The organism is Burkholderia sp. Tr-20355 (genome assembly GCF_017104685.1).
In the GTDB taxonomy this organism is placed as follows: Bacteria; Pseudomonadota; Gammaproteobacteria; order Burkholderiales; family Burkholderiaceae; genus Burkholderia; species Burkholderia seminalis.
This window is the reverse complement of the sequence record NZ_JAAGPK010000075.1, coordinates 14,577-39,419: the sequence shown is the minus strand read 5'-3', so window position 1 is coordinate 39,419 and position 24,843 is coordinate 14,577. Positions and strand designations below refer to the sequence as shown.

Genomic DNA, 24,843 nt, shown 5'->3' with positions numbered 1-24,843 from the left:
CCGTCGCGGCGGCGCTCGGCATCGGCGAAGTGCATGCGCAGGTGCTGCCCGACGACAAGGCACGCGTCGTCGCCGAGCTGAAGCGCACGCACGACGGCATCGTCGCGATGGTCGGCGACGGGATCAACGATGCGCCCGCGCTCGCCGCGGCCGATGTCGGCATTGCGATGGCGACCGGCACGGACGTCGCGATGCACACGGCCGGCATCACGCTGATGCGCGGCGATCCGGCGCTCGTCGCCGACGCGATCGACATCTCGAAACGCACGTACCGCAAGATCCAGCAGAACCTGTTCTGGGCGTTCGTCTACAACCTGGTCGGCGTGCCGCTGGCGGCGCTCGGCTGGCTGAACCCGGTGATCGCGGGCGCGGCGATGGCGTTTTCCAGCGTCAGCGTCGTGACCAACGCATTGCTGCTGCGGAGATGGAAAGGCCGCGCACGCTGATGCGTGCGGGGGGCGATGGCCGGACGGCAGAATGGCCGTTCGGCCATCGTCCAGCCGGAAGGGTCGGGAGGGTAGCCGGCATATGCCGGCTGCGGCGCCCCGGATCGGCGGGACGGGCCGGTCGGCGGATTCAGTCCGACACGACCGGCTTGATCAACGTCGTGGTGATCGGCGCGAAGCCGCACGCACGATACAGCGCGCGCGCCGCCGTGTTGTGATTGAACACCGACAACCCGATCTCGGTGACACCATACCGGCGCGCCTCGGCATCGAGCGCATCGAGCGCGCGCGTGGCCCAGCCCTGGCGGCGCCGGGACGGGACAATGTCGAGGTCGTAGATGAACAGCGTGCGGTTCGGCCCTTCGGGGACGATCGCGTACCAGAGGTCGCCCACCGCGTCGCCGCTGGCGCCGTCGACGAGCATGACGAGGGTCTGGCCGGCGGTCAGCAGGCCGTCCGGCAGCAGCGTATCGAAGCAGGCGCGCGCACGCTCGGCCGCATCTTCGACAGCATTTTGTCCGGAGGACACGAGATCGCGCGCGTAGCCGTCGATGGCGCGCGTGCGGTACGCGTGGAATTCGCCGGCCGTCATCGGCCGCATCTGCAGCATGGCCCGGTCGCCGTGAACGGAATCGGACTTCCAGTGTAGCGGGACAGTCGCACCGGCGCGCGATGCGGCGGTGGAAAACGGGCGGACAGGTTCGGCGGACGCCGCGCCGAATCAGCGAATCAGCGAATCAGCGAATCAGCGGCGATACAGGACGATCGGTACGAGGTGCGCACGACGCACGCGCTCGGCTTCGGCGCGACGCGCGGCATACGAATATTCGGCGTCGAGCGGCAGGTGCGGGGACACGAACAGGTCGTCGATCTTTTGCAGCAGGGCGAAGATGAAGCTCATTTGAGACTCCTGACAGAGGGCTAGGGTTTTCCCTTAGATTGACTCCATTCTAAGGGTTTTCCCTGAACTCTGCCAGCGGGCCGCATCAGTTTGCCGCACGCGCGCGACAGCGGATCGTCGGCGCGAAACGGTAATCCTTGCCCCGTAAGGGCCGCAGGATAGGGTCGGATTAATTAACGCGTTCGACGGGTTCGCTTGGCAACCGCCGCCTCGCGGTTCGCCGTGCGCTGCAGCCGGTCGACTTGCGACAGGAGCGCTTCGTGGTGTTCCTCGAGCGTCATCAGCGTCGCCTGCTGCGTCGACAGGTCGGCCGCGAGTCGATCGATCCGCTGCTGCTTCGCGGCCGCGTCCTGCTTCAGGTGCGCGATCTGCCGCGTCTGCATCACCAGCGCGACGAGTCCCGCCAACACGACGACGGCCAGTGCCAGCAGCAGACGGTTGACGCGACGCATCTCGCGATCGGCCGCGCGGGTCACGCCGTCCACGTCGGACTGCAGCACGGCGAGCCGGTCGGTCAGCGGGCGCAGGTGCGTATCCGGATCGAAGGCCGGCGCGGCCGGGTGCGCGCGCTCCGACGACGGCTTCGTGACGAAGGACGCAACGGAGGCCACCGGCTGCGTGACGGGCGGCTGCGGAACGTCGGGCTGCGCGGCAGCCTCCTTGGCTGTCGCCGAATTCGTGATGCTTGCCGGCTCGGCAGCCTCTACCGGCATCGGTGACGCGACAGGCGCGGTGGCGATGTCCGGCGAGCGGTTCGCTTCAGCCGCTTCCGGCGCCGCGTCGACGCGCGTCGCAGCCGGCGCGGATTGTTTCGCCGCCGTTTCGCTCGCACCGGCAGCCGCCCGGCGCTTGCCGCCCGACGACGGGCGGCGCTCCCTCACGGCCTCGCCGGAAAATTTCCCCTCGCGGGATTTGACGGCCACAGCCTCAGCGGCCGGCTTCGCAACTTCAGCCTCTGCCGCTGGCGATTCGGCTGCCTTCGCCGCGGCGCCAGCGGCCGCTTGCAGCGTGGCCGCCGCCTTCTCGGCGCCGTCGGCGGCAGGCAAATCGGCTGACTTCATGGCGCCGCCATCGGCGGATGGACCGTCGACGTTCGCAGCCAAACCGCCTTCAGGTGTCGACATACTCTCGGCCGCGCCCCCGCCTTCCGGCTGCGCCGCGCCTTCGGCTGCCGCGTGTCCGGCCGCAATCTCGGGCTCCGGCGCGATGAACCCGTCCAGCGTGGCCTGTCGCCCGTCGTCGGCACCGGCCGCATCGGCTTCCCCGATCGCGTCATCGCGCGCCGCAACCGGCATGCGCTCGCCCGGCTCGAGCACCGGATCGCCGAACAGGTCGAGCGTCCGTTCGTCCCGCGGCACGTCGCCGGCCGGCGCACTGCCGGATCGTGCCGTCGCCCGGGCGGACGTGCTGCCTGCGGCAGCGGCCGAGCGCTGGCGGGAACGGGCCGACGAACGGGTGGAACGGGAACGGGGGCGAGGCGTGGAAACGGATTCGGTCATGTCTGCCAAATTATCGTCCAGGAACATCCATTGAAATCCAATTATTCACCAACAAATCAATAACTTGCATCATCAATTCGTCCAATTTCCAGCCCTATCCAGTAATCCTCGATGGGCTACGTGATGGGCCAAAAAACCGATGCTAACCGACAAACAAGCCAAAGCACTCAAACCAACCGACAAACCCGTCTTCGACGGTGAGCGGCCCCCAGTAAACAGTGCCCTGATGTAAGCGAGTTTTCGGCGGACTTTTTCAGTATGCAAGGAGCCGTACGATGAAACGCAAGCGCTTCAGTGTCGAGCGGATTGTGGCGGTGTTGAAACAGGCCGAAGCAGGCATGCCGGTAGCGGAACTGATTCGTCACTTGGGCATTTCGGATGCAAACCTTCTATCGCTGGAAGAAGGTATATGCCGGTTTGCAGACGGACCAGGTGCGGCAGCTCAATCAGCTTCAAGACGAGAACGCCCAACTGAAGAAGGTGGTCGCGGAGCTGACGTTGGACAAGGCGATGCTGACCGACGTATTGAAAAAAAAAGTAGTGATGTCCTCGCCAAGGCGCCACGTCGTGGATTATCTAAAGTCTACCTATGGAATAGCAGAACAACGTGCTTGCCGCCTGACGGCCATATCGCGCTCGGTGTACCAGTATCGCAGTCACCGAGACCCGCAGACTGCATTGCGGCAGCGCATGTGTGAAATCGCGGCGACGCGGGTGCGCTATGGTTACCGCAAGATACGCGTGCTGCTGCTACGGGAGGGCTATCAGGTCAGCAAGAATCGGCTGTACCGTTTGTATCGTGAGGAAGGGCTGTCGCTGTGCTACAGACCAAATCGCAAGCGACGTGCACGGATGAGCCGCCCGGCACGTGCAAAGTCGACGGCGGCAAATCAGGCGTGGGGTTTGGACTTCGCCGCCGAACAGCTTTCGAACGGCCAGAGGTTCCGCGCGCTGACCATCATCGACGTCTTTACGCGCGAAGCACTAGCCATCGATGTTGGCCAGCGACTGAGCGCTTCAGATGTCGTGCGTGCACTGGATGAATTGAAGAGCAAACGCGGAGCGCCCCGCACGCTGTTTTGTGACAACGGCTCGGAATTTACGAGTCAGGTGATGGACCTGTGGGCTTACCATCACAAGGTCGAGATTGCCTTCAGCCGGCCCGGCAAGCCAACGGATAACGCATTCGTGGAGTCGTCCAACGGCACGCTACGCGATGAATGCCTGAACGTGCACTGGTTCACATCGCTGGCCGACGCCAGGGAGCAGATTGAGCGATGGCGGGTCGAATACAACGAGAGTCGGCCTCACAGGGCTCTCGGTGAAGTGCCGCCTGCCGAATACGTCCGTCAGTTGGGCCTGCAGGCCCAACTGACGGACCAACAGAACGCCGAAGACTAACATTGCCTTTGGCACTGAAAACCGGGACCGTTCAGAAAACGAACTTTACTAGACTCCGGCTGGCCCTGTTTGCAGGGGCAGGTCAGTTCGACCACCGGCCGCACATCGAACCCGTGCACCGCTTCGGTCTCGACTGCGGCGCAACGACTTGAGCGCGAGCGTTCCGGATCGACCGTGCTCCAGGGCTCATGCGAAACTAGGGCGGCTGAAGGAACGCGCGCGACGTCGAGATCGGGTAACGGTCGATCGGCCAGCCCACTGTTCAACATCACGCTGCACGGCGAGGTTGTCCGGCCAGCGTGTTTCGGTTGCCACCCTGGCTTTCGTCAACGCACCTACGCCTTCATCATTGATAGCTCATCGTGAAAGTCGCAAAGCCATTCGCATTGCCGCCCTTCAGTTGCGCGGACGTTCGTACGTACTGCGCCTTGAACGGAATCGTCACGCCGACGTTGCCGAACTTTCCGACTTCCCATTGGTTCGGATTGCCGACTGCCGACGAATCCGGACCGTAACTGACCAGCGTATTGTCCGCACCACGCACTATCTGAATGCCGAAGCCTTCGGCCTTGGAGCCTGGCGCAAGAGAAAGCGTGTTTGAACGATTCGCGGGATTGGCCGCGTCCGTCAGCGTCATGAACATTCTCGTTGCCGTGCCCGGATTGCCGCCGGAGCACTTGAGGCGCACTTCGAAGGATTTCGGCGGCGAGCTTGTGCCGGGGCCTTTAAAATCAGCCAACGAGACCACCCCCAAATTAACCTCAATTTTTGAGGTGAGCAGATTGCAGGTCGGCACGCGAGGGATAATATTGATCGCACCGTTCGTTACAATCGAACGAACTTTCGCATTATGAAGCCACGCTTCGGTTTTTCCAATTTCACCGATCAAACTACCTGGCGCCGTAATGTCACCTGTTTTTACAAGCTCAATCGTAAAGCTGGCTCCCGGATCAAAACGCCCTGTAGTGCCATACCAATAGTCCGATACCGGCCACCACTCCGCCTCTTTAATCCCACCTCTGATTCGCACGCCCACCCCGGCGACCGGAGTAGGATAGGTGCTATATTTTCCGGGAGTGGCGCTCAGCGTTCCAACATATCTGAGCCCACCGATTTGAGACGTGCAATTCAGGGATCCACCCAAGCCAGTCGATGCTCCACCGGATGAAAAGATCACGGCCCCCTCCGGAATATCCGGATCGAACGGAGGAGGATTGAACTTCGGCAGCGTGACAATAAGCGACTCGACATATACACCGTCGGTTCTCTGAATCGTGCATGTCGCCTGAGCAACATTCCCCATAGCGATAGCAACGATAAAAATAAGATACTTCATCACCACTCTCCCCAACTCCACTTCCGAAACCCACACTGCCTCGAATTATCACGTTCGCCATATTTCTTAAATACATCAACTACCGCACGGAAGCCCATGAAATTTCCCTCGGCCATATTGGATAACAAAATTCGATGCGGCATGGTCACGACCTGCAATGATAGCCATCGCAACCCGCAATCAATAACAATACTTGTACCAATCCTCATCTCCATTTAATAGTATTCGTACTATATATATTTGAGTTTCCGAAAAATTCGTTTCCACATGTGAGCGAGGTCGGCCCGTCGATAGCCCGACGGTTTCGATCCGAGCAAAGCGATGAGAATCGGGGGGGTAAAGGGAGCGGCAGCTTGCGCAGGATCATCCGCAAGTCGTGACCGGCGCAACACGGCACCGCATGAGTTGCTTCGCCTCGGCACCTTGAGCCGGTTGCGACAGAGCCTGCCGTCGGCCTTCATGTGGCCAATGGCGACTTCGATGCGCTGAATATTTTTAGTTCTCTTCCTATATACAAATAGGACAGAAACTATTTCTGGATTTTTAACTAATACTTAGAACCGTATCGCCAGCCTTCAATCATCGGTCGGGACCAGCATCGGCGCCGGTCGTCCGGAAGACTCAGCCAAACGGGAACGCGCGCGGGCGTCGGGCCTCGCCAGCCAGACAGGCAGGTCCGACGCCCGCCATGCATCCAGGCCGCCCGGGCAAGGGCGGTCGCACATCGCCGGTCATCCGTTCGCGTGTCTCGCCATCGACCACATTACCGTGTCGACGTTGTGCGAGTCCGATCCCGGCAGCGACACGCGGCATTGATCGAGCGTCGCGTTGTTCCGCGCGCCGCAGTTCATCGGAACCGCGTGGCCCGTTACGAAGCGTCGGTCATGGAAAGGAGTTGGGGGCCACGGACGCGCAACCGGTCGTCGAACGGAATCCGTGATCGGCCATCGTCGCCAGCCCCGCAACCGCTTCGGCCTATTCGTCGCCCGACAATCCGTTGCCTTCTTCGAAACGCGTCACCCCCTTCAGCCCGCGCAGCTTGTCGCAGATCGCCCGGTACTCGAGTTCCGACACCCGCGCCAGCGCGATGCGCACCTCGTCGTGCTCGCCCGTGTCGTCGGCACGCTGCACGATGAACTGCTTCACGCGCGCACTGTCCGGACCGAGCGCCGCATGCAGCGAGTCGAACGTCAGCGTGCCGCTCACGACCGTCAGCGCGAGCTGGCGCCGCTGGCGCACCGTGAAGTAGCGCCGCTCCAGCGGCTTGATGCCGGCCAGGATGATCAGGATGATGATCGTCGCCGAAATCGACGCGACGTAGAGCCCGCCGCCCACCGCGAGACCGATCGCGGCGACCGACCACAGGCTCGCGGCCGTCGTCAGCCCGCGCACGATCTCGCCGCGCAGCAGGATCGAGCCCGCGCCGAGGAAGCCGATGCCCGACACGACCTGCGCGGCGATCCGCGACGGGTCGAGCATGATGTGGTCGCTGCTGCCGAGCACATCGGCAAAACCGAACGCCGACACGATCATGATCAGCGTCGAGCCGACGCACACCAGCATGTGCGTACGCAGGCCCGCCGCCCACGACAGGCGCTCGCGCTCGAAGCCGATGACGCTGCCGAGCGCCGCCGCGAGAACGAGCCGCATCACGAGTTCCAGGTTGCTGAGCATCCGATTTCTCTCCTTTTTTTGGTGCCGGCCGCGCGGAATGTTTTATCCTTGGCCCCGGCCGCGCCGATCCTCCGGGCCGTGCCGACACGTTTCGATCCAAGCGCTCAACCCCGCCATGCCCGTTTCCGACTCCGCATCCGCCCAGGCCGCCCAGCTGCGCCACCATTTCGCGCACGTCGTCTTGCCGATCTGGCGAGGTTCAGGGTTCGACCCGTCATTGCAGCTGCCGTTCGAGGCCGTCGATCCGGCCACCCACGCGCCGCTGCCCGTCACCCGTTATCGCGCAATGGCGTGCGCTCGGCAACTGTTCGTGTTCGCGCAGGCCGGCGACACCGCGCACGCGGCCACGCTGTTCGACGCGCTGTGCCGCCGCTTTCGCGACGCGCGCCACGGCGGCTGGATCTACAGCGTCGATGCGCGCGGCGCGCCGCTCGATACGACCAAGGATCTCTATACGCACGCGTTCGTCGTGTTTGCGTGCGCCGCATGGCATGCGGCTTCGGGCGACGCCGACGCGCGCACGGTGGCCGCGGAGACGGCCGCGCTGATCCAGGATCGCTTCGCCCCGCGCCCCGGCGACGCACTGCTCGATGCGGCGCGCCACGCCGATTTCTCGTCATCCGGCAGCGGTGCGCTGCAGAATCCGCTGATGCACCTGACCGAAGCATGGCTCGCGGCCGCCGATGCATTCGGCGACGCGGCGTTCGACGATGCGTTGTTGCGCACCGCGCAGGCCGTCGAGCGCACGTTCGTCGACGCGGCGACCGGCTGCGTGGCCGAGCTGCCGCTGGGCGCGGCCGACAACCGCTTCGAGCCCGGCCATCAATTCGAGTGGTTCTATCTGGTCGATGCGGCCGGCGCGCGGCTCGCGCAGACCGGGCTCCCCGCCGCGCTGTCGCGCGCGTTCGCGTTCGCGGAGCAATACGGCGTCGATCCGCAAACGGGCGGCGTCTGCGCGGCGCTCGACGCGCAAGGCGCGTGCGTCGACGGCACACAGCGGATCTGGGCGCAGACCGAATACCTGCGCGCGCTCGCGACGCACGGCGGCACGCCGGCCTCCGCGCCGCTGGCGCGGCAGATCGAGCGGTTCGCCGCGCGGTTCCTGCATCCGCGCGGCTGGTTCGAGTGCAAGACGGCGGACGGGCAGGTGTCGCGCGCCGACATGCCGTCGACGACGCCCTACCACCTCGCCACCGCCTACGCGGCGCTGCCGGCCGGCTCGTAACCCGTCCCGGCGAACGACGGCGCCGCGCGTTCGCCGCGGGCGGCGCGTCCGTCACCCAGTTCGAACACCGACACGGCCTGCATCAGGTGCGCGGTCTGGTCGTTCAGCGACGCCGCCGCCGCCGCGACTTCCTCGACCAGCGCCGCGTTCTGCTGCGTAAGCTGATCCATCTGCGTGACGGCCTGGTTCACCTGCTCGATCCCGACGCTCTGCTCGACCGACGCGGCCGTGATCTCCGACATCGTCTGCACGACGCGCGTGATCGACGCCGACACCGTCCGCATCGCGTCGCCGGCGCGCTCGACGAGTTCCGCGCCGCCGTTGATCTGCGCAACCGAATCCTCGATCAGCGCCTTGATCTCCTTCGCCGATTGCGCGCTGCGCTGCGCGAGCGACCGCACCTCGCCCGCGACCACCGCGAAGCCGCGCCCCTGTTCGCCGGCCCGCGCGGCCTCGACCGCCGCGTTCAGCGCGAGGATGTTGGTCTGGAATGCGATGCCGTCGATCACCGAAATGATCTCCGCGATCCGCCCGGAGCTTTGCGCGATGCCGCGCATCCGGTCGATCACGCTGTCGACCACGCCGCCGCCGTGGCTCGTCGCCTCGAGCGCCGCGTCGGCCAGCGCGCTCGCCGCGCGGGCGCTGTCGGTGTTCTGCCGGACGGTCGCGGTCAGCTCCTCCATGCTCGCGGCGGTTTCCTCGAGCGACGCAGCCTGCGTGCCCGTGCGCGCCGACAGGTCGGCGTTGCCGCCCGCGATCTCGCCCGCGCCGAGGTGGATCGCGTCGGACGCGTGGCGCACCGTGCGCACGGTGCTTGCGATGCTCGTCTGCATCGCGGCAAGGCCGCGCAGCATCCGGTCGATCTCGAACACGCCGCCCGCGCGCACGGTTTCGTCGAGCCGGCCCTGCGCGATCCGTTCGAAATGGCGGCCGGCGTCCTCCAGCGGCGCGACGACCGCGCGCCGCGCGGCCGCGTAGATCGTGGCGCTCGCCGCGAGCATCGCCACCAGCAGCACGATGCCGACCGACTTGAACCACAGCATGCCGCCGTCGATCGTGTCGAGCGCCGCGCGGCTCGATGCGCCGCCATAGTCGGTGAAGCGGTGCAGCTCGGCGATATAGGCGTCCTGGATGCCTTGCGTCGGCTGGTCGAGGAACGCCTGGATGTTGTCCGCGTCGAGGAACTGCACGAGTTCGCCCAGCGCGCCGCGCAGCGCGCGATAGCGCTCCGCGAGCGCCGCGACGCGCGCGCGGTTCGTGTCGTCGACCGGCTGCGCGGCCGTCAGCACGGCGAACGCCTTGTCCGCTTCCGCGAGCGACGCGCCGGCATGGCGGATGATGTCTTCCGGCTTCGGGCCGCCGCGCACCATCCGCGTACCGGCGCGCGACAGGTTGATGCGCGCGTCGAGCAGCTGCTCGGTCGCCCGGCTGGCCGCGTCGACCTGCGCGATCGCGACGTTCGACAGATCGTCGACGCCGCTGCGCGTCGACGTGAGCGCCCAGAAGCCGAGCGCTTCGATCGCGAGCAGGAAGAGGCAGAACACGGTCAACACGCCGAGCAGACCCGACGCGAGCTTGATTTTTCCGAACATGGGGAGATTCCTGGAAAGCGGACGATGAGGCAATGCCCCGGCATTAGCGGCATTTCTTCGTCGGACTTTAGGAGCGGAAGGCGGCAATGTTCGCGTTGCCCGCGCATTCCCTCGGAATCGCCCGCAAACAGAGGAGATCTTCGGTATTCGACGCAATAATCGCGTCGCGTCACGCCGTAATTTGCACAAAACGTGAACGAATTTCCTTGCTTATCCGCAGCCCCCTTCCTAGAGTTCAGCGCAAGCGGGCACGCATTTCGAGGGAAGTTCGATGACCGACATCACGGACCACGCGCGCGGCGCATTGCGCGCGCAACCGTTCAGCATGCTGCTGGGCACGGAGCTGATGCATATCGGCGACAACGAAGTGTCGCTGTGTCTGCCCGTGCGCGACGAACTGCGGCAGCAGCACGGTTTCGTGCACGGCGGCGTCATCAGCTATCTCGCGGACAATGCGCTGACGTTCGCCGGCGCGCTCGTGCTCGGCCCGCGCGTGATCACCGCCGAATACAAGATCAACTACCTGCGGCCGGCCGTGAACGGCACGCTCGTCGCACGCGCGAAGCTCGTCTACGCAGGGCGGCATCAGGCGACCTGCCAGTGTCATGTGTTCGTCATCGACGGCGATCACGAACGCCTCGTCGCGATCGCGCAAGGCACGATCAACCGCGTCGGCGACGGCAAGATGCCGGATGGCCCGGCGGAAACGGCCTGACCGATCTGAACGGGCGAAAGCGATTGTCGGCACGCCGAACGACGTGGGTGGATTCGAACCCGATGGCCGGGCGCCGCAGCAAGACCGCGCGCGCCGCTCACATGTACAGCGCGTCCCGACCTAACGTTTCATCGCGGCAAGATAGACTGCATCGCCTTCACGCCGGCCGACTGCGACGACCAGAACGACAACTTCCGAATCGCGTACTTCGTAGACGAGTCGGTAGCCGACGCCGCGCAGCTTGATCCTGTCACGATCCGGGTGGCCATGCAGTTCGGCCGAGGGAACGCGAGGATGCTCGATCCGCTCGGCAAGCCTGGCCTTGTATTGATCGCGACCAGTGCGATCGAGCTTCTTCCACTCCCTCAATGCAGATTCGAGAAAGGCACGTTCAAAGGTCATTCAGCGTGACCTTGACGACCCTCTCCTTGGCGCGCGAATCGGCCAACGCATTGTCTTCAATGTCTTGCAGACGTTCGCCCCACGTCTTCGCCGGAATGCAATAGAACGCAGGCTCGTTGTGATTCAGAATCGCGACCGGGAAGCCCTCTCCTGCCGCGACCGTCCCCATCGGGTTCCGTTTCAGCGCCGAAACGCTCGCGGTCACGCTGGCCAGCATGGTGTGAGGCATGTCGATTCCTTCTCCAGCCAGGCAACGATTATGCTTTATTTGGCCCCAAATTCAGCACCTAAACGAGCACCAATTAAATCCACCGCTGCCGTGCCGAACCGCGGTTTTTCACGCACCAGGCCAGATCGACGTGCACGCTACGCCGGATCCGCCGCCTCCCCCGCCAGCGGCAAAAAGCGCGGCGCCACACGCGCCCTCAGGTTCCCGCTCTCGTCGGTACGATAAATCCCGCGCGCCACGTTATGCGGATGCGCGGCCGCGTCGGCCACGCTCAGCAGCGGCGCGAAACACGCGTCGGTGCCTTCGAGCAGCGCGCGCCAGTGTGCGGACGGCTGGCGAGCGAACACGTCGGCGAAACGCGCCTTCAGCGCCGGCCAGCGCGCGCGGTCGTACTGCGATGCCGGATCGACGTCGGCCAGCCCGAGCCGTTCGACCAGCAGCGCATAGAACGGCGGCTCCAGCGCGCCGATCGTCACGCACTCTCCGTCCGCGCAGCGGTACACGTCGTAAAACGGCGCATCGTGAAAGAGGCTCGGCTGCGCGCCGTCGAGCTGCCCGTTCGCGCGCGCCCACAGCGCGAGCGAACCGAGCATCGACACGATATCGACGATCGCGCCGTCGACCACGCGCCCCGGGCCGCCGCCGCGCACGTCGAGCAGCGCACAGACGATCCCGAACGCGAGCCCGAGCGCGCCGCCGGCATCGCCGACGACGGTCGGCGGCAGCCCGGGCCGGCCGTCGCGCGGCGCGGACAGCGACAGCAGCCCCGTCAGCGCGACGTAGTTCAGGTCGTGTCCGGCCGCGGCCGCGAGCGGGCCGTGCTGGCCCCAGCCGGTCATCCGTCCGTACACAAGCTTCGGGTTGCGGCGCGCGCAAGCGTCGGGCCCGAGGCCGAGCCGCTCCATCACGCCGGGCCGCAGCCCCTCGATCAGCGCGTCGGCCCGCGCGATCAGGTCGAGCGCGGCGTCGCGGCCGGCCGGCGCCTTCAGATCGAGTTCGACGATCGTCTTGCCTTCGCGCAGCAGATCGCCGTCGCGGGCCCGCAACGCGTCCGGCGCGCTCGTCCGGCCGGACGGCCGCGCGATCAGCGTGATCCGCGCGCCCATCCCGGCGAGCATCCAGCCCGCGAGCGGGCCGGGGCCGAGACCTTCGAATTCGACGATGTGGATGCCGGAAAGCGGCGTATCGAGTGGCATGCGATTCTCCTGTCCCGGTCGGCGCGTCGGCACTTGCGCCGGCGCGGTGCTTCGTGCGGCGGCTTGCATCCGGCACGCGCGCCGCAAACGAAAAATCCCTGCGCAGCGGGTTCCGCTTCGCAGGGATCGCGGCGCGTCATGCGCGTGCCGGTAGGCGCGTCAGAACGCGTCGCCCGGCACCCGCACCCAGCCTTCCATCAGCACGCGCGCGCTGCGGCTCATGATCGCCTTCGTGACGGTCCACTCGCCGTTCTCGAGCCGCGCCTCCGCGCCGACGCGCAGCGTGCCCGACGGATGGCCGAAGCGCACCGCGTTGCGTTCGCCGCCGCCCGCCGCCAGATTGACGAGCGTGCCGGGGATCGCCGCGGCCGTGCCGATCGCGACCGCCGCCGTGCCCATCATCGCGTGGTGCAGCTTGCCCATCGACATCGCGCGCACCAGCAGGTCGACATCCCCCGCGTTCACGCGCTTGCCGCTCGACGCGACGTAGTCGGCCGGCTTCGCGACGAACGCGATCTTCGGCGTGTGCTGCCGCGTCGCGATTTCGTCGAGCGTATCGATCAGGCCCATGCGCAGCGCGCCGTGCGCGCGGATCGTCTCGAACTTCTCGAGCGCTTTCGCATCGCCGTTGATCGCGTCCTGCAGCTCGGTGCCCGTATAGCCGATCGCTTCCGCCTCGACGAAGATCGTCGGGATGCCCGCGTTGATCATCGTCGCCTTCAGCGTGCCGACGCCCGGCACCGCGAGATCGTCGACGAGATTGCCGGTCGGAAACATCGAACCGCCCGCGCCCTCTTCCTCGGCGGCCGGGTCCATGAATTCGAGCTGCACCTCGGCGGCCGGGAACGTGACGCCGTCCAGCTCGAAATCGCCCGTCTCCTGCACCGCGCCGTTCGTGACCGGCACGTGCGCGACGATCGTCTTGCCGATGTTCGCCTGCCAGATCCGCACGGTCGCGACGCCGTCGCGCGGCACGCGCGCCGGATCGACGAGCCCGCCGCTGATCGCGAACGGGCCGACGGCCGCCGACAGGTTGCCGCAGTTGCCGGTCCAGTCGACGAACGCCTTGTCGATCGCGACCTGGCCGAACAGGTAGTCGACGTCGTGGCCGGGCCGCGTGCTCTTCGACACGATCACCGTCTTGCTGGTGGACGACGTCGCCCCGCCCATCCCGTCGATCTGCTTGCCGTACGGATCGGGGCTGCCGATCACGCGCAGGAGCAGTGCGTCGCGCGCGGCGCCCGGCGCCTGCGCGGCGTCCGGCAGGTCCTGCAGCCGGAAGAACACGCCCTTGCTGGTACCGCCGCGGATATAGGTCGCGGGAATCCTGATTTGAGGAATATGAGCCATGTCTGTGTTCTCTCCGTGCGCCCGTCAGGCCGCCTGCGACGATTCGAGGAAGTCCTGCGCGAAACGCTGCAGCACGCCGCCCGCCTCGTAGATCGACACTTCCTCGGCCGTGTCGAGCCGGCACGTCATCGGCACCGCGACGCGCTCGCCGTTCTTGCGGTGAATCACGAGCGTCAGGTCGGCGCGCGGCGTACGCTCGCCGATCACGTCGAAGGTCTCGGTGCCGTCGATGCCGAGCGTCGTGCGGTTCGTGCCCGGCTTGAACTCGAGCGGCAGCACGCCCATCCCGATCAGGTTCGTGCGGTGGATCCGCTCGAAGCCTTCGGCGGCGATCGCCTCGACGCCCGCGAGCCGCACGCCCTTCGCGGCCCAGTCGCGCGACGAGCCCTGGCCGTAGTCGGCGCCGGCCACGACGATCAGCGGCTGCTTGCGGTTCATGTACGTCTCGATCGCCTCCCACATCCGCATGACCTTGCCTTCCGGCTCGACGCGCGCGAGCGAGCCCTTCTTCACCGCGCCGTCGACGACCGCCATCTCGTTGATCAGCGTCGGATTCGCGAAGGTCGCGCGCTGCGCGGTCAGGTGGTCTCCCCGGTGCGTCGCGTACGAGTTGAAGTCTTCTTCCGGCAGGCCCATCTTCGCGAGGTATTCGCCGGCCGCGCTGTCCGGCAGGATCGCGTTCGACGGCGACAGGTGGTCGGTCGTGATGTTGTCGCCGAGCACCGCGAGCGGACGCATGCCCTTCAACGTGCGCTCGCCGGCCAGCGCGCCTTCCCAGTACGGCGGGCGGCGGATGTACGTGCTCTGCGCGCGCCAGTCGTACAGCGGCGCCGCACGCTCGCCGGCGTCGGCGCTGCGCGCGAACATCGGCTCGTAGACCTTGCGGAACTGCTCGGGCTTCACGCTCGACGCGACGATCGCATCGATCTCCTCGTCGGTCGGCCAGATGTCCTTCAGCGTGACGGGCTTGCCGTCCCGGTCGTGGCCGAGCACGTCCTTCTCGATGTCGAAGCGGATCGTGCCGGCGATCGCGTAGGCGACGACGAGCGGCGGCGACGCGAGGAACGCCTGCTTCGCATATGGGTGGATGCGGCCGTCGAAGTTGCGGTTGCCGGACAGCACGGCCGTCGCGTACAGGTCGCGATCGACGATTTCCTGCTGGATCTTCGGGTCGAGCGCGCCCGACATCCCGTTGCAGGTCGTGCACGCGAACGCGACGATGCCGAAGCCGAGCTTCTCGAGTTCGGGCAGCAGGTTCGCTTCTTCCAGGTACAGCTCGACCGCCTTCGAGCCCGGCGCGAGCGAGCTCTTCACCCACGGCTTGCGCGTGAGGCCCTTCGCGTTCGCGTTGCGCGCGAGCAAGGCCGCGGCGATCACGTTGCGCGGGTTGCTGGTGTTCGTGCAGCTCGTGATCGCGGCGATGATCACCGCGCCGTCGGGCATCTCGCCCGCCTTCTCTTCCCACTGGCCGGCGATCCCGCGCGCGGCCAGATCGGACGTCGGCAGCCGCTTGTGCGGGTTCGACGGACCGGCCATGTTGCGCACGACGCTCGACAGGTCGAACGTCAGCGTGCGTTCGTACTGCGCGTTGGCCAGCGTGTCGGCCCACAGGCCGGCCGCCTTCGCGTAGGTCTCGACGAGCCTGACCTGCTCGTCGCTGCGGCCGGTGAGGCGCAGGTAGTCGGTTGTCTGGCCGTCGATGAAGAACATCGCGGCCGTCGCGCCGTATTCGGGCGCCATGTTCGAGATCGTCGCGCGGTCGCCGAGCGTGAGGCTCGCCGCCCCTTCGCCGCGGAATTCCAGGTACGCGCCGACCACCTTCTCCTTGCGCAGGAACTCGGTCAACGCGAGCACGATGTCGGTCGCGGTGATGCCGGGCTGGCGCTTGCCGGTCAGCTCGACGCCGACGATGTCCGGCAGGCGCATCCACGACGCGCGGCCGAGCATCACGTTCTCGGCCTCGAGGCCGCCCACGCCGATCGCGATCACGCCGAGCGCGTCGACGTGCGGCGTGTGGCTGTCGGTGCCGACGCAGGTGTCCGGGTACGCGACGCCGTCGTGCGCCTGGATCACCGGCGACATTTTCTCGAGGTTGATCTGGTGCATGATGCCGTTGCCCGGCGGGATCACGTCGACGTTCTCGAACGCCTTCTTCGTCCACTCGATGAAGTGGAAGCGATCCTCGTTGCGGCGATCCTCGATCGCGCGGTTCTTCGCGAACGCGTCCGGATCGAAACCGCCGCATTCGACGGCGAGCGAGTGGTCGACGATCAGCTGCACGGGCACGACCGGGTTCACCTTCGCCGGGTCGCCGCCGCCGTCGGCGATCGCGTCGCGCAGGCCGGCGAGATCGACGAGCGCCGTCTGCCCGAGGATGTCGTGGCACACCACGCGCGCCGGGAACCACGGGAAGTCGCGTTCGCGCTTGCGCTCGATGATCTGCTTCAGCGAATCGGCGAGGATCGCCGGGTCGCAGCGGCGCACGAGGTTTTCGGCAAGGACGCGCGACGTGTACGGCAGCGTGTCGTAGGCGCCGGGCGCGATCGCGTCGACCGCGGCACGCGCGTCGAAATAGTCCAGCGACGTGCCGGGCAGGGGTTTGCGGTTGGCGGTATTCATGATGTGGGGCGGGAATCGGGGTATGACGTTCCGCGCGCGCCGGCCGCCCGCATCACGGGCATCGGCGCGCGCGGCAGGTGTTTCAGCGCTTCTCGATCGGCACGAACTGCAGGTCTTCCGGGCCCGTGTAGTTCGCGCTCGGGCGGATGATCTTGTTGTCGATGCGTTGCTCGATGATGTGCGCGCTCCAGCCCGACGTACGCGAGATCACGAACAGCGGCGTGAACATCGCGGTCGGCACGCCCATCATGTGATACGACACCGCGCTGAACCAGTCGAGGTTCGGGAACATCTTCTTCGCCTCCCACATCACCGACTCGAGGCGCTCGGCGATGTTGTACAGCTTCAGGTCGCCCGCTTCCTTCGACAGCTTGTGCGCGACGCCCTTGATCACCTTGTTGCGCGGATCGGAGATCGTGTAGACCGGGTGGCCAAAGCCGATCACGACTTCCTTGTTCTCGACGCGGCGGCGGATGTCGGCTTCGGCGTCGTCCGGCGAGCTGTAGCGGCTCTGGATGTCATACGCGACTTCGTTCGCGCCGCCGTGCTTCGGCCCGCGCAGTGCGCCGATCGCACCGGTGATCGCCGAGTAGATGTCCGAGCCCGTGCCCGCGATCACGCGGCCCGTGAACGTCGACGCGTTGAATTCGTGCTCCGCGTACAGGATCAGCGACGTGTGCATCGCCTCGACCCACGACTTCGACGGCGTCTTGCCGTGCAGCAGATGCAGGAAATGGCCGCCGATCGAGTCGTCGTCGGTTTCCGTCTCGATGCGCTTGCCGTTGTGCGAGAAGTGATACCAGTACAGCAGCATCGAGCCGAGCGACGCCATCAGGCGGTCGGCGATGTCGCGCGCGCCCGGCAGGTTGTGGTCGTCCTTCTCCGGCAGCACGGTGCCCAGCACCGACACGCCCGTGCGCATCACGTCCATCGGGTGCGCGGACGCCGGGATCTGCTCGAGCGCCGCCTTCAGCGCGCTCGGCAGGCCGCGCAGCGCGCGCAGCTTGGTCTTGTACGCAGCCAGTTCGGTCAGGTTCGGCAGCGTGCCGTGCACGAGCAGGTGCGCGATTTCCTCGAATTCGCACGATTCGGCGACGTCGAGAATGTCGTAGCCGCGGTAATGCAGGTCGTTGCCGGTCTTGCCGACCGTGCACAGCGCCGTGTTGCCGGCCGTCACGCCCGACAGCGCCACCGATTTCTTCGGCTTGAATGCGCCTGCGGCGGCCGGTGCTGCTGCGTCTTTCGTCTCGCTCATGTTTCCGTTCTCCAATGTTCCAGATGCCTGTATCGGGGGGCGGGCCGCGTTACTTCTTGCCCTGCGCGAACAGCTCGTCGAGCTTGCGTTCGTATTCGTGATAGCCGAGGAAGTCGTACAGCTCGGCGCGCGTCTGCATCGTCGGCACGGCCGCCTTCTGCGTGCCGTCGCGGCGCAGCGTTTCGTAGAAATTCAGCGCGGCCTTGTTCATCGCGCGATACGCGCCGCAGCAGTACAGCGCGATGTCGACGTTCGCCTCGCGCAGTTCGTCGAGCGTGAACAGCGGCGTCGAACCGAACTCGGTCAGGTTCGCGAGGATCGGCACCTTCACGGCTGCCTTGAAGCGGCGGTAGTCGTCGAGCGACTTCATCGCTTCCGGGAAGATCATGTCCGCGCCGGCTTCGACGTACGCGACCGCGCGCTCGATCGCCGAGTCGATCCCTTCCGCGGCGGCCGCATCCGTGCGCGCCATGATCACGAACTGGTCGTCGGTCCGCGCATCGACCGCGGCCTTGACGCGATCGACCATTTCCTCGGTCGGCACGACTTCCTTGCCCGGGCGGTGGCCGCAGCGCTTCTGGCCGACCTGGTCCTCGAGGTGCACGGCCGCGACGCCGGCCTTGATGAACGAGCGGACCGTGCGCGCGATGTTGAACGCGCCGCCCCAGCCCGTGTCGATGTCGACCAGCAGCGGCAGGTCGGTCGCGTTGGTGATCCGGTTCGCGTCGATCAGCACGTCTTCCATCGTGCTGATGCCGAGGTCGGGGATCCCGAGCGAGTTCGCGGCGACGCCGCCGCCCGACAGGTAGACGGCCTTGAAGCCGACGGCCTGCGCCATCTTGGCCGCGTACGCGGTGATCGCGCCGACCACCTGCAGCGGCTGTTCCGCCGCGACTGCCGCGCGAAATTTCGCGCCGGCGCTCTGAAGATGCGTATTGCTCATGAACGGCCTCCTGATGGAATGCCTGATAACAGCAAGGACCGGGCCAGCGCGCGAAACGTCGCTAACCCCCTGATTCTTAAGCAACCGGTCCGGGCGGCACGATGTCCACCGATTTCAATTCGGCAATTTCATGTTTCAAAAATGAAATCTCACGCGCATAATCGATCGTCATGGACCTCTCCTCGACCAAGCCCGTCGGCCCGGCCGATCGCACGGTGCGCCCGCGCATCTGGGCGATGGGCATCAGCCGCCTGCGCGACCTGTTTCGCGAGATCGCCGGCGAATTTGACGAACGCGCCGACGTGCGCATCGTGACGCGCGCGTATGAGGATGCGCTCGGCGCGATCGCCGAGGCCGGTGCCGCGCGGCCCGACGTGATCGTCGCGGCCGGCTCGAACGGCGGCTTCCTGAAGACGCGTGCGCCGGTGCCGGTGGTGGTGGTATCGCCGACCGGCTTCGACGTGATGCAGGCACTCGCGCGCGCCCGGCGCGACGCGTCGCGGATCGCGCTCGTCAGCGCCGGGGACACCCCACCTGAAGTGCGCCGCTTCGTCGCCGCGTACGGCCTCGACGTGCAGTTTGCGTCATATCAGTCCGCGCAGGAAGCGGAAGCCTGCGTGCACGACCTGCACGATCGCGGCATCGAGACGATCGTCGGCCCCGGCCTCGTCACCGATCTCGCGGCGAGTGCCGGCATGGGCGCGGTGTTCCTGTATTCGCACGCCTCCGTGCGCAAGGCTGTCGAAACGGCGCTCGAGGTCGCGTATGCGACGCACGCCGAGGCGTTCCGCCGCCAGCGGCTCGACACGCTGCTGCAGCATCTGCGCGACGGCGTGGTCGCGCTCGACGCACACGGCCGCGTCGAGGCGATCAACGAGCGGCTCGCGACGGCGCTCGGGGTCGAACCCGCGGCGGCGGTCGGCCGCGCGCTCGTCGACCTGCGGCCCGAGCTGCGCACGCTGCGCGGCGAGGACGGCGACGCGCTCGCCACCGTACGCGGCGTGCGCTACGTCGTGCATCGCGGGCCGCTCGTCGATCGCGGCGTGACGTCGGGCAGCGTGCTGACGTTCCAGGAATCGCGCGCGGTCGAACGGCTCGACCGCGCGTTGCGTTCGCAGCCGACCACGCAGCAGTTCGCCGCGCGCTACGCGCTCGACGACGTGGTCGGCGCCTCGGCGCCGATGACACGCGTGCGCGACCTCGTGCGCCGCTACGCGAAATCCGATGCGACCGTGCTCGTGCTCGGCGAAAGCGGCACCGGCAAGGAAATGATCGCGCAGAGCCTGCACGGGCTGTCCGCGCGGCGCAGCTACCCGTTCGTCGCGGTCAACTGCGGCGCGTTTCCAGAAGCGCTGCTCGAGAGCGAGCTGTTCGGTTACGAGGAAGGCGCGTTCACCGGCGCGCGGCGCGGCGGCAAGACCGGCCTGTTCGAGGCCGCGCATCGCGGCACGCTGTTTCTCGACGAGATCGGCGAGATGCCGCCGTCGCTGCAGAGCCGGCTGCTGCGCGTGCTGCAGGAGCGCGAAGTGATCCGGCTCGGCTCGACCGAGCCGATCCGCATCGACGTGCGCGTGATCGCCGCGACGCACCGGCCGCTGCTCGCGGCCGTCGAGGCCGGCACGTTCCGCGCCGATCTCTATTACCGGCTCAACATCCTGAACGTCGGCCTGCCGCCGCTGCGCGAGCGCGCGGCCGACATCCCCGCGCTCGCCGCGGCGCTGCTCGTGCAGGCTGCACGGCGCGAATCGCGTCTCGCCGAACGCCTGCGCGATGCCGGCGACGCCGCGCGCGTGCTCGACGCGACCGGGGCGACGCTCGCGCGCTACCGGTGGCCCGGCAATGTGCGCGAGCTGCAGAACGTGATCGAGCGGATCGCGGTGGAACTCGCCGAGGAAGCCGATGAAAACGATCCCGCGGCCGCATGCGGCACGCTCGATCCCGACGCGCTGCGGACGATCGCCCCCGAACTGTTCGCGGCGGCGCCCGACGCGGCCGACACCGACGACGCGCAGACCTTGCACGCGCGCCGCCGTCGCGCGGAAGCCGACGAGATCCGCGCGGTGCTCGACGCGTGCGGCGGCGACCGCGACCGCGCGTGCGCGATGCTCGGCATCAGCAAGACGACGCTGTGGCGGAAGCTGTCGGCGAAATAAGCCCGGCGGACGGCCGGTCTGTCAGTCGGCCTTGTGATAGTGGCGGTACGCCTTGGCGCGATTGCCGCACGACGACATCGAGCACCAGCGGCGGCTGCCGTTCTTGCTGTCGTCGATGAACAACCACTGGCACGCGTCGTTCGCACAGCGCTTGACCTTCGCGAACCGCGCGCCGCCGAGCAGGTCGATCGCCGACCACAGCACCGGGCTCAGCAACCCGGCGAGCGTCGCGCCCGCGCTCCCGACCCGCCACGCATAACCGCCGTCGATGCGCGCCAGCGCGACGCGCGGCGACGCTTCCGCCAGAAAACCGTCGAGCAGCGCGAGGTCGTCCGCGTGCGGCTCGCGCTGCTCGGCCTGCGCATGAAAGAGCCGATACAACGCCTCGCGCAACGCGAGCGCACGCGCCAGCATCGCCGGCTCGCCTTCCTCCACCCCACGTGCACGACAGGCTTCCGCCACGCCGGCCGGCACGCCGGCGTGCTCGCGGCACCACGCCAGCAGGTCGTCCAGCGTGCCGAAGGTTTCCGTCGGCGGATCGCTGCCGCGCCAGTACAGCGTGTTCATGAAATCGATGCCCAGCGTCTCGGGCGGCGATGGAATCAGGCAGTCCGTCGCGACGGAAGGTTGCGTTTTGCTCATGATGCGATCGTATCTAACCACCATGCCGGTTGACAAGCCTCCGGGCACTTTCTAACATAACCGGCATGCTAGTTATAAATAGGTCTGCTGCACGGACAACCGCCTCGGTCCAGGGAGCCACAGTCGATCGATCGTCTTTCGTATGGCGTTATCCACAACGGCCGCACGTTCCACGACAGCACGCTCGGCACACTCCGCTACAAGCGGCTTGCATGGCGGTCATGAGCAGGTTTGCCGCACCGACGTCCCCTTTCAGTCCACAAGGAGCCACAGATGATCGATCACCTTTCGTTCGGCGTTGCACACATCGGCCGCAGCCGCACCTTCTACGACCACGCGCTCGGCGCACTCGGCTACAAGCGGCTGTATAGCGACGACGGTTCCATCGGGTACGGCACGACCGAGCCGGAGCTGTGGTTGCAGCACGCGGCACGCCCCGTCGTCGCCGATCCCGACTCGGGGTTGCACCTGTCGTTCAAGGCCGCGTCGCCGGTCGAGGTCGACGCGTTCTACCGCGCCGCGCTCGCGCACGGCGGCCAAGACAACGGCGGGCCGGGCAAGCGCGAACACTACGGTCCCGGCTATTACGCGGCGTTCGTCGTCGATCCCGACGGATATCGGCTGGAAGCGCATTGCGAACTCGACAACATCGTGTGACGCCGCGTGGATTCACCGTAGACAAATGCGAAGGGCCCGATTCCGCATCCTGCGGAATCGGGCCCTTTCGGGTGTTGGCACGCCGGCGCCGGTTACCGCGCGTCGCGCGCAGGCTGCAACTGCTCGCCGAGCCCGTCGATCCCGAGGCGCACCGTCTGGCCGGCCTTCAGGAACACCGGTGACGGCTTGATGCCCATGCCGACGCCCGGCGGCGTGCCGGTCGTGATCACGTCGCCCGGCTGCAGCGTCATGCAGGTCGACAGATACGCGATCAACTGTGCGACCGTGAACACCATCGTGCGCGTGTTGCCGTTCTGATAACGGTGGCCGTCGACTTCGAGCCACAGGTCGAGACGCTGCGGATCGGGCACTTCGTCGCGCGTGACGAGCCACGGGCCGATCGGGCCGAACGTGTCGAAACCCTTGCCCTTGTCCCACTGGCCACCGCGCTCGATCTGCCATTCGCGCTCGGACACGTCGTTGACGACGCAATAGCCCGCGACGTAATCGAGCGCGTTCGCTTCGGCGACGTCCTTGCAGGTCGTGCCGATCACGACGCCGAGTTCGACTTCCCAGTCGGTCTTGACCGAACCCTTCGGAATGTCGATGCCGTCGTTCGGACCGCAGATCGAACTCGTCCATTTGCCGAACACGACCGGCTCCTTCGGGACCGGCATGCCGGCTTCCGCCGCGTGATCGGCATAGTTCAGACCAATGCCGATGAACTTGCGGACGTGCCCGACGCACGCGCCGATGCGCGGCTCGCCGGCTACGAGCGGCAGCGTGGCCGGATCGATCGCGCGCAGCCGCGCGAGACCCGCGTCGGACAGCACGTCGCCGGCAAGATCCGGCACGTGTGCGGACAGGTCGCGAATCCGGCCGGCCGCGTCGAGGATACCGGGCTTTTCCTGGCCGGACGGGCCATAGCGAAGCAGTTTCATCGTGCTACCTCTGTTGTCGAATGGGACAGGATACCGGCGACGCGGCCCTTCGTGGCCGCGCACCGGACGGATTGTCGATCGTCGATTGCGCGCGTCGACACCGCACCCGGCGGGCCGTCGACGCGCGAAGGTCGCGCGGGCGCAGCGATCGCGGCGTCGTACGAACAGTACGGCGCGCATCGAGCGGGCGGCCGCCGGTCTGCGCATCGGCGACGACGGCCCGGCACCCGCGACGCGTGCCGGACCATGCCGGCCGGCTTCACGCGCGGCCGCGCCGTCGCTGGCCCGCCCGACTTTGTACCATCGGCCGCGCACCGTGAAATGGCGCGCAACGGATACCGACTATTGGCGTGCCTGCGGACATTGCGGCGCAGCATGGGATACGCATCCCTCGACCGACCGGTCGGGCTGGCCGGCATCGCCTGCCATCAGACCATGAATACTGGATATTCGGGGTGCCCCTGTCATCGAGAACGTTTGCCAATCCGTTCTTGTTCGGTAATGATCGGTAAAAAGACGCTGCATTGCACACTGCATGTTTATTGCTAAGCTCGAACAGATGGCTTTCATCGCCATTCGCGGGCCCACCCTATGCGCGTGCAGAACCGGCCAGCGTGCGTCGCCAACCGACTGACGGTAATCCCCCAACCTCACATCGACAATGCAGACAACCAACGACCCGCTTCCCGGCTGCGACGCACGGGAATCGATGGCCGCTATCGACCGCTATCGCGCCCCCGCGCTCGACAAGGGGCTCGACATTCTCGAACTCCTGTCCGAGCAGAAAGAAGGACTCACCCGCACCGAAATCACGAAGGAACTCGGCCGCAACGCGAGCGAGATCTACCGGATGCTCGAACGCCTCGTCGCTCGCCGCTACGTGATGCGCTCGACCGGCGGCGATCGCTACACGCTCAGCCTCAAGCTGTTCGCGCTCGCGCACCGGCATCCGCCGATGAGCCGGCTGATCGCCGAAGCCCTGCCGCCGATGCAGCGCTTCGCCGATGCGGCCGAACAGTCGTGCCACCTGTCGGTCTACGATCGCGGCAACCTGCTGGTGATCGCACAGGTCGACGGGCCCGGCCCGTGGGGCGTGTCGGTCCGGCTCGGCTCGCGCATCGGGCTCGCCGATACGGCGTCGGGACGCGTGATGCTGTCGTTCCAGGGCCCCGAGCAACGCGCGCACATGCTGGCCGAGCATCGCCAGGTCAAGGGCGAGGCGCCGCTGAACGAGCAGGAACTCGCGTACGCGTGCCAGTCCATCCGGCAGGATGGCTACCTGCGCCAGGACAGCCGCCAGGCCTATGGCGTGACCGACCTGAGCGCGCCGATCCTCGGGCCGTCCGGCCATGCGATCGCGGTGCTGACCTGCCCGTACATGCGCCGGATCGATGCGCATGCGGCCCCGTCCGTCGACCTCGTCGTCGAAGGGTTGCGCGACACGGCCTCCCATCTGTCGATGGGACGCATCGAGATCTGCTGACACGCGGAGGCTTCCTCGATGCACACCGGGGGACGGCGCAGCGGCGCCGCCCCCCCCCCCCCCGGCTGCGCGCGACGCCGGTGCGGTGCGCGATATGCGATGCACGATTTGCGGTGCCATATCGTGCGCTCGCGGCGCTACGCTAAAATAGCGGCCCTCTCAAAAACTACGATGGCCGGTTGTC

At 66.7% G+C, this 24,843-nt stretch carries 22 protein-coding genes and 1 pseudogene; 7 read left to right on the top strand and 16 right to left on the bottom strand.

The genetic code is table 11. From position 1 onward, the window contains the following. Positions 1 to 446, top strand: a 446-nt coding sequence (locus tag G3N62_RS19830) for an HAD-IC family P-type ATPase (RefSeq protein ID WP_206141284.1), incomplete at its 5' end; no start/stop codon positions are given. Positions 447 to 576: 130 nt separating this feature from the next. On the opposite strand, the gene G3N62_RS19825 is transcribed toward G3N62_RS19830, so the two are convergent. The 3 genes from G3N62_RS19825 to G3N62_RS19815 form a co-directional block, all read right to left on the bottom strand. After that, positions 577 to 1,056, bottom strand: coding sequence for a GNAT family N-acetyltransferase (locus G3N62_RS19825; protein ID WP_124670397.1), 480 nt, complete (start codon positions 1,054 to 1,056; stop codon positions 577 to 579). Between the two features lie 135 nt (positions 1,057 to 1,191). Next, positions 1,192 to 1,347, bottom strand: a complete 156-nt coding sequence (locus tag G3N62_RS19820) for a hypothetical protein (RefSeq protein WP_167361908.1) — start codon at positions 1,345 to 1,347, stop codon at positions 1,192 to 1,194. A gap of 173 nt (positions 1,348 to 1,520) precedes the next feature. After that, on the bottom strand, positions 1,521 to 2,846 hold the full coding sequence (locus G3N62_RS19815; RefSeq protein WP_124670413.1) for a flagellar hook-length control protein FliK: 1,326 nt from the start codon (positions 2,844 to 2,846) through the stop codon (positions 1,521 to 1,523). A gap of 275 nt (positions 2,847 to 3,121) precedes the next feature. Here G3N62_RS19815 and G3N62_RS19810 point away from each other — a divergent pair. Next, positions 3,122 to 4,247 (top strand): IS3 family transposase gene (locus G3N62_RS19810; RefSeq protein WP_124670398.1). Its coding sequence is split into 2 segments (ribosomal slippage): positions 3,122 to 3,226 and positions 3,228 to 4,247, totalling 1,125 coding nucleotides; the frame shifts between segments, so codons are not numbered across the junction. A 346-nt stretch (positions 4,248 to 4,593) separates the two neighbouring features. On the opposite strand, the gene G3N62_RS19805 is transcribed toward G3N62_RS19810, so the two are convergent. The 3 genes and pseudogenes from G3N62_RS19805 to G3N62_RS19795 form a co-directional block, all read right to left on the bottom strand. Beyond that, positions 4,594 to 5,583: a fimbrial protein gene (locus G3N62_RS19805; protein WP_124670399.1), complete on the bottom strand. Its 990-nt coding sequence runs from the start codon at positions 5,581 to 5,583 to the stop codon at positions 4,594 to 4,596. A 343-nt stretch (positions 5,584 to 5,926) separates the two neighbouring features. Beyond that, positions 5,927 to 6,065: pseudogene (locus G3N62_RS19800) on the bottom strand (IS5/IS1182 family transposase); the annotation flags it as partial. A gap of 493 nt (positions 6,066 to 6,558) precedes the next feature. Continuing rightward, the gene (locus tag G3N62_RS19795) at positions 6,559 to 7,257 is read right to left on the bottom strand and encodes an MgtC/SapB family protein (protein ID WP_034187673.1); all 699 of its coding nucleotides are present in this window, start codon (positions 7,255 to 7,257) and stop codon (positions 6,559 to 6,561) included. A 115-nt stretch (positions 7,258 to 7,372) separates the two neighbouring features. On the opposite strand from G3N62_RS19795, the gene G3N62_RS19790 reads away from it, so the two are divergent. Next, positions 7,373 to 8,482, top strand: coding sequence for an AGE family epimerase/isomerase (locus G3N62_RS19790; RefSeq protein WP_034187672.1), 1,110 nt, complete (start codon positions 7,373 to 7,375; stop codon positions 8,480 to 8,482). Here G3N62_RS19790 and G3N62_RS19785 read toward each other — a convergent pair. After that, positions 8,455 to 10,074, bottom strand: coding sequence for a methyl-accepting chemotaxis protein (locus G3N62_RS19785; protein WP_124670400.1), 1,620 nt, complete (start codon positions 10,072 to 10,074; stop codon positions 8,455 to 8,457). The two genes, G3N62_RS19790 and G3N62_RS19785, sit on opposite strands and share 28 nt — an antisense overlap. A 271-nt stretch (positions 10,075 to 10,345) precedes the next feature. On the opposite strand from G3N62_RS19785, the gene G3N62_RS19780 reads away from it, so the two are divergent. Continuing rightward, a complete protein-coding gene (locus G3N62_RS19780) occupies positions 10,346 to 10,789 on the top strand; it encodes a PaaI family thioesterase (RefSeq protein ID WP_034187670.1) in 444 nt (147 codons plus the stop codon). Between the two features lie 120 nt (positions 10,790 to 10,909). Here the strand turns inward: G3N62_RS19780 and G3N62_RS19775 are convergent, their stop codons facing one another. The 7 genes from G3N62_RS19775 to prpB all read right to left on the bottom strand — a co-directional run bounded on the left by G3N62_RS19775 (position 10,910) and on the right by prpB (position 18,783). Continuing rightward, positions 10,910 to 11,191: a type II toxin-antitoxin system RelE/ParE family toxin gene (locus G3N62_RS19775; RefSeq protein ID WP_049034618.1), complete on the bottom strand. Its 282-nt coding sequence runs from the start codon at positions 11,189 to 11,191 to the stop codon at positions 10,910 to 10,912. After that, positions 11,181 to 11,420 (bottom strand): plasmid stabilization protein, encoded by a 240-nt coding sequence (locus G3N62_RS19770; RefSeq protein WP_059559126.1) that lies wholly within the window; start codon positions 11,418 to 11,420, stop codon positions 11,181 to 11,183. Before G3N62_RS19770 ends, G3N62_RS19775 begins: the two co-directional genes overlap by 11 nt. 137 nt (positions 11,421 to 11,557) lie before the next feature. Then, complete coding sequence (locus G3N62_RS19765; protein ID WP_124670401.1) at positions 11,558 to 12,616, bottom strand: CaiB/BaiF CoA-transferase family protein; 1,059 nt, start codon at positions 12,614 to 12,616, stop codon at positions 11,558 to 11,560. Positions 12,617 to 12,775: 159 nt separating this feature from the next. Continuing rightward, entirely contained in the window at positions 12,776 to 13,966 is a 1,191-nt protein-coding gene (gene prpF / locus G3N62_RS19760) for a 2-methylaconitate cis-trans isomerase PrpF (RefSeq protein WP_034187668.1), read from the bottom strand. Positions 13,967 to 13,990: 24 nt separating this feature from the next. Then, complete coding sequence (gene acnD, locus G3N62_RS19755) at positions 13,991 to 16,585, bottom strand: Fe/S-dependent 2-methylisocitrate dehydratase AcnD (protein ID WP_124670402.1); 2,595 nt, start codon at positions 16,583 to 16,585, stop codon at positions 13,991 to 13,993. Positions 16,586 to 16,667: 82 nt separating this feature from the next. Beyond that, positions 16,668 to 17,840, bottom strand: coding sequence for a 2-methylcitrate synthase (gene prpC / locus G3N62_RS19750; protein ID WP_034187666.1), 1,173 nt, complete (start codon positions 17,838 to 17,840; stop codon positions 16,668 to 16,670). Between the two features lie 49 nt (positions 17,841 to 17,889). After that, the gene (prpB, locus tag G3N62_RS19745) at positions 17,890 to 18,783 is read right to left on the bottom strand and encodes a methylisocitrate lyase (protein ID WP_059559132.1); all 894 of its coding nucleotides are present in this window, start codon (positions 18,781 to 18,783) and stop codon (positions 17,890 to 17,892) included. 170 nt (positions 18,784 to 18,953) lie between these two features. Here prpB and prpR point away from each other — a divergent pair, with 170 nt between their 5' ends. After that, positions 18,954 to 20,936 carry a propionate catabolism operon regulatory protein PrpR gene (prpR, locus tag G3N62_RS19740; RefSeq protein ID WP_124670403.1) on the top strand — a complete coding sequence of 661 codons (1,983 nt, stop codon included), beginning with the start codon at positions 18,954 to 18,956 and terminating at the stop codon, positions 20,934 to 20,936. 21 nt (positions 20,937 to 20,957) lie between these two features. Here prpR and G3N62_RS19735 read toward each other — a convergent pair whose 3' ends face one another. Beyond that, positions 20,958 to 21,602, bottom strand: coding sequence for an ABATE domain-containing protein (locus G3N62_RS19735; protein ID WP_124670404.1), 645 nt, complete (start codon positions 21,600 to 21,602; stop codon positions 20,958 to 20,960). Positions 21,603 to 21,851: 249 nt separating this feature from the next. Here G3N62_RS19735 and G3N62_RS19730 point away from each other — a divergent pair, with 249 nt between their 5' ends. After that, entirely contained in the window at positions 21,852 to 22,235 is a 384-nt protein-coding gene (locus tag G3N62_RS19730; RefSeq protein ID WP_034187662.1) for a VOC family protein, read from the top strand. Between the two features lie 92 nt (positions 22,236 to 22,327). Here the strand turns inward: G3N62_RS19730 and G3N62_RS19725 are convergent, their stop codons facing one another. Next, a complete protein-coding gene (locus G3N62_RS19725) occupies positions 22,328 to 23,176 on the bottom strand; it encodes an ureidoglycolate lyase (protein ID WP_034187661.1) in 849 nt (282 codons plus the stop codon). A gap of 661 nt (positions 23,177 to 23,837) precedes the next feature. On the opposite strand from G3N62_RS19725, the gene G3N62_RS19720 reads away from it, so the two are divergent. Further along, positions 23,838 to 24,659: an IclR family transcriptional regulator gene (locus G3N62_RS19720; protein ID WP_034187660.1), complete on the top strand. Its 822-nt coding sequence runs from the start codon at positions 23,838 to 23,840 to the stop codon at positions 24,657 to 24,659. The last annotated feature ends 184 nt before the right edge of the window (positions 24,660 to 24,843 follow it).